Origin of the sequence: Paenibacillus sp. NPDC057934 (assembly GCF_042887565.1) — a bacterium.
GTDB lineage: Bacteria > Bacillota > Bacilli > Paenibacillales > Paenibacillaceae > Paenibacillus_AQ.
On record NZ_JBHVPB010000003.1, the window covers coordinates 591605 to 601796 of the forward strand.

General features: G+C 43.8%; 6 protein-coding genes. All 6 read left to right on the forward strand.

Annotated elements, in window-relative coordinates:
• Positions 1–121 precede the first annotated feature (121 nt).
• Positions 122–376, forward strand: a complete 255-nt coding sequence (locus ACFVRY_RS09950; protein ID WP_286155052.1) for a hypothetical protein — start codon at positions 122–124, stop codon at positions 374–376.
• Between the two features lie 3 nt (positions 377–379).
• Positions 380–766, forward strand: coding sequence for a Low copy number virion structural protein (locus ACFVRY_RS09955; RefSeq protein WP_066373793.1), 387 nt, complete (start codon positions 380–382; stop codon positions 764–766).
• A gap of 14 nt (positions 767–780) precedes the next feature.
• Positions 781–3438 carry a PKD domain-containing protein gene (locus ACFVRY_RS09960; RefSeq protein WP_387499688.1) on the forward strand — a complete coding sequence of 886 codons (2658 nt, stop codon included), beginning with the start codon at positions 781–783 and terminating at the stop codon, positions 3436–3438.
• A 42-nt stretch (positions 3439–3480) separates the two neighbouring features.
• Positions 3481–4959 carry a hypothetical protein gene (locus ACFVRY_RS09965; protein WP_387499690.1) on the forward strand — a complete coding sequence of 493 codons (1479 nt, stop codon included), beginning with the start codon at positions 3481–3483 and terminating at the stop codon, positions 4957–4959.
• Between the two features lie 64 nt (positions 4960–5023).
• Positions 5024–6844 carry a hypothetical protein gene (locus ACFVRY_RS09970; protein ID WP_387499692.1) on the forward strand — a complete coding sequence of 607 codons (1821 nt, stop codon included), beginning with the start codon at positions 5024–5026 and terminating at the stop codon, positions 6842–6844.
• 28 nt (positions 6845–6872) lie between these two features.
• Positions 6873–10192: hypothetical protein (locus ACFVRY_RS09975; protein ID WP_387499694.1), on the forward strand; the 3320-nt coding region annotated here is incomplete at its 3' end.

The following is a 10192-nucleotide window of genomic DNA, read 5'->3' on the forward strand; positions in this document are numbered from 1 at the left end:
CATACTTGACTTGATTCGCCGAGAGATGAAAAAGTCAGGGATATATACGGGTGGCGATGACCTAACTATCATAGATGGTTCAACAGAGCCTAACGTCATTAATGTGGAAGTCAGGAGAGAGATGGAAGGATTGACAACACTCGTAACGTCCGTGGTGTATACCTACGACAACGGAACAATTGAAGTCCTGACATTACAACGTGACGATAATCTGATCGTATCCGGGTTTCTGATAGAGTTGACGTATCCTTCCGTAATTACAACGGAGTTAGAAGAGGAAACAGATATCGCATCTTTCAGTACCGTTAGAGGGACTATTATTAGAGAGAACGGATTATTTAAGAATCTGGAGCTCGAATATATAAAGGCGGTGTAGTAAATGTCTAATGGGGCAAACTTTGCGAGCTATTTGGTCGGAGGTAGGCTTGACCCGCCTTTCATGCCTACCAAAACCAATCCGTACATTGAGGGAATCATGATGGAGTCTAAGTCTGCAGGTAAGGCAGAACACAAGTTGACTCTCGAAGAGGATTGCGAATTGCTCTCCATTGCGGTAGGTGTGTCCAATTACGAAGCAAGGGACTACTGGAACCTATACGTAGGTGAGCAATTGGTCTGCAAGAATATTTACACGAAAGACTTGCCAGAGGGAATGTACCTTACAGCAATTATACCGTGCAAAAAAGGGACCCAACTACATTTTGAGTTCTTTAATGAGGGCGGCAAGCCTAAGGTTGCTTGGGTAAATTACCAAACGCTAAAGTAGAAAGAAGGTGAAAAATGGCAGATACTTCTTATCAACCAACCCCATGGATAGATACCATGATAAATGAAGAACACTTACTAGACGGTCTTGCAGGTATATGTGAGAACAATGGTTGGACTAAGTTAGATGAGTTTACTAAGGTCTCATATTCTAATAAGTTGACCAAGCCCACAATCAAGAGGGCATTCCTACCACTTTCAAAACCGGAGATAGACCTACCTAAGATTATGAACGATGACTACTATGTCTACCTTAACGGAGAAGAGTGCCCAACTTCTTATTACTCTGTTACTAACAACCCTGACGAAACTACAACTCTTACATTTGAGCAAGGTGTGTCGGGGAAACTTGCAGTCTATTACAGTGCAGTACAACCTACAGACTCTTTTGATTTCTACGTAGCAAAGCATCATATCCTGCGAAATTCATCCGGTAATCTCTACGGTATGTCAATGCTTGCACACGTCAACGAGCAGATAGGCAGGACGGGCTGCAAAGTACCATTTGCTATTTATGACAAGGCGGCTGACTTTGGCACACAGCTAACCCCTCAAGACATGGGGATTTTCTCATGGGCTATCCAAAAGGCGGCAGATGATGCTCTTTATGAGAGACACACCTTGTATTTTTACCAACTTGAGAAATACATCGGAAATGGGAAGATGATTGTGGGTTGGGATAAGGATGCTGAATTAAAGAGGCTGGCATTGGACGTCGAAGTACAGACGAGCATGTGGGGGCTTGACGATAACACAAACGCCCTCCAATTCAAGGTAACAGGTAAGTTCCCTCAGATGTACCAATCTCCAATTGTAACTGCCCGGACGAGAATACCGCAACTTGAACACATGGATAAGCTTAATTTCATGGACGTGAAGTACACGAACTGGTGGGACGATAGCAAAGTGTTCGTCAAGGGTTTCGTAGATGGCAAGTCATTAATGCTTATAATCCTTGCGGACACTGCTCCTGTATGGGATAGCAACGCTGTACCCGCTATTCCACTTTATATGGGTGACATTGAAATAGGCGGTACGCCTGAAGAGGTGTCAAATAGGGAAATTACGTTTGACTTCCAAGGGGTGACCAAGAAAACATCAACCATCATTTCCAATAAGCCAATGGTGAACAACGGTTCTAATGTGAAGGTTTGGCTTATGGGCGACACTGACGGTGGTTTTGGAGACGAGTCGGTTACCTTGAGCATAGCGGGTGAAGAGATTGGCAGATTCAATACAAAATATGATATTGAACCTACTGATAACAAGCATGATGCGCAGTTTATGGGTACGTTTGATATTACTGGCGTAGAAGGCAAGAACTCCGTAACCATAGAAGCACTCAGCGGCAGTGGTGTTCATGGGTACAAACCAGTAGCCGCTAGGATGTGGCTAGAGGTCACCATAAACACAAACAAATCCACAGGAGATGCACCTTCAGCTCTGTTCTCAGGAACGGCGTACAATAAAGAGGGCGCAGCAGTGGATACAGTAATGAAGCAGTCTGCTAATTTGGATTATGATAACGTAAGCATCAAGCAAGAGATTACTATGCCTATCATGAAAGAATACCCAAGCTACCCTAGCAATGGAGTAGACTCCGTTATGGTAAAGCGCACCAAGTATGGTGCAAGATATCAGGCTCATTACTTATCTTGGAATGTACCTTCGAATATCATGCCGCCTGCTAGAGAGAATAGCAAGGGACAGAAACACCCAAGGGCATGGAATGACTATACAAATCCGCAATACAAGTATCAGTTTAATCCATCCAGGTATAGTGATAAGGCACATTCATCCAGGGCCCTGCTTGTTCACCCTGAAGATGGTACGTTTGGAACACTGCGAAACGTTATTTTGGTATCTCCCTTAACTATAATGAATGGTGACGAGCTAAAGGCGGTAAAAGACCACTGCGATGAAGAAAACAAGTACGAAGTATACTCTTACTACTTGGTCGAAGGAATCTCGCCGCTAACCCAAAGACCCGCGACAGCTTTCAGACCTGCGGGACTAGGGATCCTTAAAGCAGGGTACACATTACCAGAAATTCCACCATTACCTCCAGCACCACCACCACTGGTCGTACAGATTGACCCTTATTACTCGGTGATAGAGGAAGGTGGATCAATTAGGTTTACATCCCTGTATAGCAAGCACTCTCCTAGCACTAATTTTAAGTGGGAGACAGCAAGTAGTGTAAATAAAGGAAGCTATTCGGTTGATAACGCAATCTACACTTTCAACCATGCTGGTACTTACACGATAACCTTTACGGTATGGAATGAAGTGGGTCAGAAAGGGACAGCAACAGCAAGTGTGTTAGTTAAAGCCAAGCCAGTACCACCTCCACCTCCACCACCTCCTGCAAACACATTGCAGTGTGGTAAGACCAATGATGCGGGCGGCGGCGCTCGTACAGAGAAAGAGCATGAGATGGGAAGTAGGAGCGGTAATGTAGTTGTCTCGTATGACATGTTTGGTGTAGCGGATAAGATGGATATTTACTATCAGAACCAACTACTCGCAAGCACCAACACTGAAGTATCAGGTACAGGGTCACTTAGATTTTACTACAGTCCTGTAGGAGGTGTAACGCAAATAAAGGTAGTTATGACTTCGTCTTCGGGTTCAGGTAGTAGTTGGACATATTTGGTGAATTGCCCCGTGTAGTGCGGGGCAGCCAAAAGAAAAAAGTGAAGGGGTGCAATATAAATGCCATTTATCGACACGACTCCTGCAACATTTACTCCACGGGTAACTGAAGCAGATATACAACAAAGGTTGGGGGACCTACTGGCAACAGCGGGGTGGAACGTAGTTGCAAACTTTAAGAAAATAGCGTTTGACGCGAATATTATGAAACCCGGCTATTCAGGTACTAGCCAAACCAATATCTCTATTTATGTGGCAGAGCATTTTATCTATGCTAACAAAGAGAATAAGATGTTCGGCGTGGCAATTCTAGGAAATTGGGAACAAAGCCTAAGTCAACTGAGGTTTGAGAAAAAATCCCCAGATATGGGGAGCTCCAATACTAATAAAGCGACACTTGAGGTATTCTCTCAATGGGCGAGTAATGAGTTTGGAAAGTACCGTTCTCCTCAAACTCTGTATATATACATGGTAGAGAAGTTGAGTGAACTAAAGCCTGCGAACAAAGACATCTGCTTGCCGTGGAATAACACGTCGGCGAGTGAGTTGAAACGTGCGGTACTGGATATTGAAGTAGAGGCAGCAGCTTGGGTGGAGAGCAGTAATAATAGTTCAGTATTTACGGTGGTAAAGGCTACGGGTGAACGTATGCAATCCCCAATCATCCAAGCAGGACTCCGTACTAACCTACTAGAGAAATACTACGATGAAAGTATCCACTACCCGGTTCAGAACACCAACTGGTGGAGTGATTCTGAAATTTCTATTAAGGGCCATCTAACGGATACAAGCTTATTCTTCATTATGCAGTGTGACAACGTACCTGCACCCGAAGGAAACCTTGTACCGATCATCCCCTTTTATTTTGGTAAATTGGACGCGGTAGAAGAAGGTGACAACGCCTATGCAATGTTTGCAGGTAGTGTGCCTATAGTATCAGCTACTGGTAGTCTCGATAACCAACTAAAGGCGATCGCAGAGTATGATTTTGACAACACTGCAACTCGTCAGCAGAATATCATGCCTTTGATGAAAAGTTACCCTAAGTACCCTGCCAATGGATTGGATAATATCATGGTCAGCCGTGGTAAACTCGGTGCTCGTTACCAAGCATATTACTTGTCTTGGAACGCACCTGCTAACGATATCACACCAACTCGTTCTTCGGTAGATGGAAAGAAAGATTACCCACGGGCTTGGAACAACGCTGAGAACCCGCTTTACAAGTATTCTTTCAACCCATCCAGATACAGTCAGAAGGTACATACCTCCAAACTGTACGTAATTCATCCTGAAGAAGGTGTACGAGGCGCATTAAAAGACACTATCGCATTGTCGGCTCTTTCCTTTAACGCCAACAAGCTTAGAGTCAAGAAAGAACATTGCCCTGATGAGTTCGATGTTTTCCGTTATTTCCTGGTTGAAGGGGTGTCCCCACTAACCAAAAAGCCAGGCACACAGTACAGACCTGCGGGTATCGGACTGTACTACAATACGGTTGATGATGAAGGTGTGGAGATAACCCCTACACCTGAGTGACCCATTCAACAAAACAAGCCCTGCTGTTAATTGCGGTGGGGCAATTCTAAACAAGAGGTGATGTATGGTGAGTTGGTTTGATGGAGATTCTACGATTCAATTATTCCCACAAGACTTTGAAACTTTGCTAAACTCCAAGGGTTGGGATACATTTGTTAAATACCGTGCAGTGTCTGCAGACGGATTAAAGTTCGCCGATGTTCGTTTGTTCCGGTCACTAGGTTCTGATAATCAAATGCGAAACTTCGGCATGGTATACGGTTATGGTAAAAAAACAAGCCCTGCCTTGGGTGAACAAGAGTTCATCTCACAGAACTCCGTTCTTGGAGAACTGGTCAAGGATACTAAACTGAACACCAAGTACCAGTATAAGGTTTTCCCAATACTTAAGGATTCCGTCATCGTTTACAAGAATGGCTTAGTAGTACCAAGTTCGGATTATGTTCTGGATGAATTCAATGGAACAATCACCTTTGCGGAAGCCCCATTGGCGACAGATAGAGTCAACTCTAACTATTCGCCATCCCCTATTGCACCACAGCCAGTGAAGCGAATGTACTTTTTCACTTTTGATGACGTTCGGGGCGAAAGGATCGTGCAGGGTATTAACGGCTCAGCAGTAATTGGTGACCCTGAATCTATTCTCCCTGATGGAGATGGAAGCAGGAAAGTATTCCCAATTCCGACTGTTACTACAATCAAGGAAGATACGGTACGCTTATATAGAAATCAGGTGGAGATTGACGCAACTTCTTACACTGTTGATTATACTACTAATACTGTAACCTTTAAAAATGCACCGGATGCGGGAGCAGAATTACATGCTTCTTATATCAGGATTCTAAATGCAACCGGAACGAAGACATTGAACTACGGTGATATCAAGGTTAAGAACTTCGACCCTGATAAAGGTGCGGACTTGCTGAACTCAGTGTACTCGGCAATCTACTACATCTACCCATCGTTGCCTACAGCACTGTCCTTCACGCCATTACAGAATTTTGATAGAGGATGGCAGAGAGATAGCACGATGTACTATTGGGGCAACATTACCAAAGACCGCATCGCAATGTTTTTCCGGCCTGATCCAACTCCTGGCGCAGAGAACACATACTTCGCACCGTTGTACATCGGCCGGCTAACCACGCTAGGTAAATCACCACGTAAGAACAACGTGATTATCTCTGGTTGCCGTGAAGCAGACGAGGTTAAGTGGAAGAAGGACATGAAGCTAGGTGCTGTTTACGTGGATTACGGCGTGCACACATCTAATGGTAACCGTGGCGTACAGCTTCAACAATCAATCGGTGGTACGTATTACCAGGAGCACTATCTGGCATTCATTACTCACGACAAGGATGTTGATGCAGGCGAATCCAGATTTAATCCATCAGTATATAGCGGTAAATACCATATCTCCCCAATGTATATTGTTCACCCCAACGATGGTTTTGTAGGTAAGCTGGATGAGTGTTATGCGGTTCATCCGAAGAACATCTCTCAGTTGGATGAATTGGAAGTCATTGAAACGGCTGATCATGAGGATTTGGGTAAAGGTGACGGAGTGAATTCAGTTTTCCATCTGGCTCATTCCCCTTCCTTGAAGGATGACGGTACGCCTTATAAACTGGACGTGATCATTGACTGTGAAACCCTTGTTCTAGGAACAGACTACGTCATAGATGCTGAGTTGAAGACGATCAAATTCCTAGAGGGGAAAACACCTGCTTTGGGCAAAGAGGTTCTTGCTACTTACGAGTACAAGCAACTTTACCGCTACACTCTTGCAGATACTCCGGTCAGCCCGTTCACACTAGCTAACATGTCCCCATTCGCTCCAATTGGGCTAGGTATTTTGAAAGAGACTCTGAAGAAAAACGCATAAACATAAATAAGGGAGGTGGCGGTGAGTGATGAACGGTAAGAAATCTTACCTAATCAGCTTCACCGCCCTTTTTTCTAAAAAGGGCTATGAAGTTACATTTGGTGTAGAGCAGATAATAAACTCAAACAACTGGTATCACCTGACCGCCCCCGTTAATTCTACGTACAAGACTTTGATCGAGGACACCATGAAAGGCGCTAATAAAGTTCCTCACTCAGCCACGGGATTATTCGGGAAGCTTACGAACGCTGATAACGTGACAGAGTATGAGGGGGTTGGAATCGAAATAGCGATAGCGTCCATCGTATCCTATTTGTCCGACATCCATAGGTACTTTAGTGGGGACACAGTGGTAATGTCTAGGACGGATTGGCAGAGAACAGGTCGTAGATTAGATAACACAATTGACGTTGGGTTAACCCCCATGGAATCCGGACGGGAGACAGCGGATAACGGGATCATTGATGACACAGAGATCGGTGCATTATATGACGTTAACATTGTGATTGCAGAGGATAATAGAGTCACGATGTCTTTATCAAGCAACACAGGTACTTCCAACAAACTTGAACATGCTGCAGGAAATAAGACCGGCACTATCATAGAAATTCCTGAGTTTTTCGAGTTCAAGTTGGATGCAGAAGAAGGGCGAGCAATTCTCTCAAGTATCTTACGCCAGCTACTTGAAGGTGAAATTTCACTTCTCAGTCAGGCCGACCTCAACTCTCAAATTAGTGACAGTATCATAGATCACAATTCAATCGGTTCTGTTGTGATCAAGGATTCTGAAGAAATCAGCAATCGTTATGCTGAGATCTTCAAAAATTCTTCCTATGAGCGGATTGAAAATGCTGGTCTTTCTATGATGGACTCGTCCGTAACTAGGGGTGTGTTGGCGGACACTCAAATCCATGTTAGTAATCATATAACCATCAGTGCGGAGAGGGTAGAGGTAATTAAAGAGGCATCGGTAGGCGGCTTAACAGAAGCGATAACCGATATGGTATACAATTCTAATAACCATCACATGGTAGAAAGTACTTCTGCAGGATTTGAAGTTGATGTTCATAGGCTAGTGTCGGTGGATACATCCGTCTTGGCGGGCATGGAAGATACGAAAATTGTAGATACCGTAAATGATGCTACTATTGAACAGACCTACGGAGGTAACCTGGAAGGCTACTTTGAAAGTAGTGATATGGCTGATTTTATAAAAGCAGAGTCATTGGTAAGCTCTTCTGCCTATCTAAGCCAAGAGACCACGGTAGACAACTATATGAAAATTGATAACGAAATTCTTATTGAATCTGAGATTGTACTGCTGGCTGTATCACAAGACTACATACATTCAGATACAATAATTAATATAACTCTACAAGGCACGGAAATGGCAGACCTGCAGCAACCCATCTACGATGGAAAGGTAGACGGTACTTTGACTAATGTAGAGAATAGGAGAGATGCTCTGTTAGATGAAGTAATTTATTACGATATCCGTATAGACTCCCAACCTATCAACTTAACTGCCGTAGATACATATGAGAATAGTTCTCAATCGAATGAATTAGTTAGTGTGGAGGTTAAGGGGACGAACGGTGCAATCCATTCTAAGACCTTAGCTGAGGGTAGTCACCGTACCCTATCATCAATGGACGAAACGATAGCTTACGATACCACACAGTTCGGTATCTTGGAGACCATTGAACAAGCAGATAGCAGTTCCTATGCGGATCTTACATTTAGTAGAGGACAGGTAGATAAAAGACAGGATGCTCATTTTATTGCATATACAGAAACAGACAGCTTTAGTGGTGAGATTGGTAGGGTTGATTTCATTGAGTGGGCTAAGGTGGAAATGGACTATGATTCTTACGTTTTACATCAGGACACTGAAGCAAACAGCTTAACCAAGAATGGTTTAACAATAGACTATTACAGTACAGCTCAAACCTCATATGAAGCAAAAGTAAGTGATATCGAATGGTCAACCCATATTACTAAGGAAGCAGGAGAAGTAAGGCTCACAAGTGCTAAGAATACAGCCGACATGATGGATGGTGAGGTGGAGAGAACCACTATAGCTACCCCACTAAGGGATTATGACGCTGAGGTGGAACATGTCATGGGCGCTACTTTAATTAATGGGGATGGGGCTGACATACAGATTATAACAAACTCTGAAGTATACGTGGGCGGTCAGCCTTTAATCGATCTGATTATAGAAGCAAAGAATCTGACCACATGTCATGATTCTGAAGTGGAAGAGTTTACTGAGTTTCTTGCAACAGAGCAAGTGGAATCAGAGGTTCAGAGTTTTACGGCTATCGAGCAAATGAAATCAGTTATTACTGAGTCTCCTGAAATACTCAAAGCTGTACGCTTGTTGGAGATAATGTATGGCTCTAAAGCAGTTGATTACATCGAAGCAGGAATGACTAAAATTCTGCAAGATAGTATATCAGGAGAATTCCTCATGTCTGATCTTCCCTTACGAACTACAGCGGTTATTGAGCAGATAAAAATGGCAGGAGCAGGGGTTACCACGCTAGGGATTAATCAGGAATCTAGTTTGGCGAGCAGATCCGAGGGGGCAGATGTATTACAGCCTCAGGAGACGGCTTTAGGCGGTATGTACGTTCAATTCAGAGAGAGTGTCACGGAGGAATTCACTGACGCTCAGTTCTATGACTTTAGTAGACCTATGGACATAGAGGAAATGAGTCATGCTATTTTGGGAGCAAACAATAGAATCGGACAGTCACATCACTTAATAGAAGCTGATAATGTAGCTGGAATGTCAGGAACTAGACCGCAAGAATTTGCTCTAATTGATATGGAAAGTGAAGCAGACGGAATGGCTCATGAGATTGAAATAGCAGATCTACAGGTCGAAAGAGGTGGTAATTCTCCTGAGGAGATTGTAACTGCCAAAGCTGATAGATCATTTGAGGGGTACGAAACAGGAACGACATTAGCCAATATGCAACGTGGTATGGAAGGAGTTATTCAGCAGTCATCGGCTGGAGAGATCTCATCAAACAGTGAAGGAACAACTGACCGGACAGTAACTGCAGCTAGCGGTTCAAGTAGTGAGGGTGTGCTACATGAACTAGAAAGCGCTACTACCGAATCAAGCAGAGATGGTGTACTTCCAGGGCTAGAGAGAGCTAACCATAGCGTAAGTAGAGATGCTGTTTTAGCAGAACTAGAAGGTGCTACTACCGAATCAAGCAAGGATGGTGTACTTCCGGAACTAGAGAGAGCTAACCATAGCGTAAGTAGAGATGCTGTTTTAGCAGAACTAGAAAGTGCTACTACCGAATCAAGCAAGGATGGTGTACTTCCGGA

Coding starts and splice junctions, on each gene's coding strand:
- ACFVRY_RS09950 (WP_286155052.1), top strand. CDS start 122: ATGGAAGGATTGACAACACTCGTAACGTCCGTGGTGTATACCTACGAC.
- ACFVRY_RS09955 (WP_066373793.1), top strand. CDS start 380: ATGTCTAATGGGGCAAACTTTGCGAGCTATTTGGTCGGAGGTAGGCTT.
- ACFVRY_RS09960 (WP_387499688.1), top strand. CDS start 781: ATGGCAGATACTTCTTATCAACCAACCCCATGGATAGATACCATGATA.
- ACFVRY_RS09965 (WP_387499690.1), top strand. CDS start 3,481: ATGCCATTTATCGACACGACTCCTGCAACATTTACTCCACGGGTAACT.
- ACFVRY_RS09970 (WP_387499692.1), top strand. CDS start 5,024: ATGGTGAGTTGGTTTGATGGAGATTCTACGATTCAATTATTCCCACAA.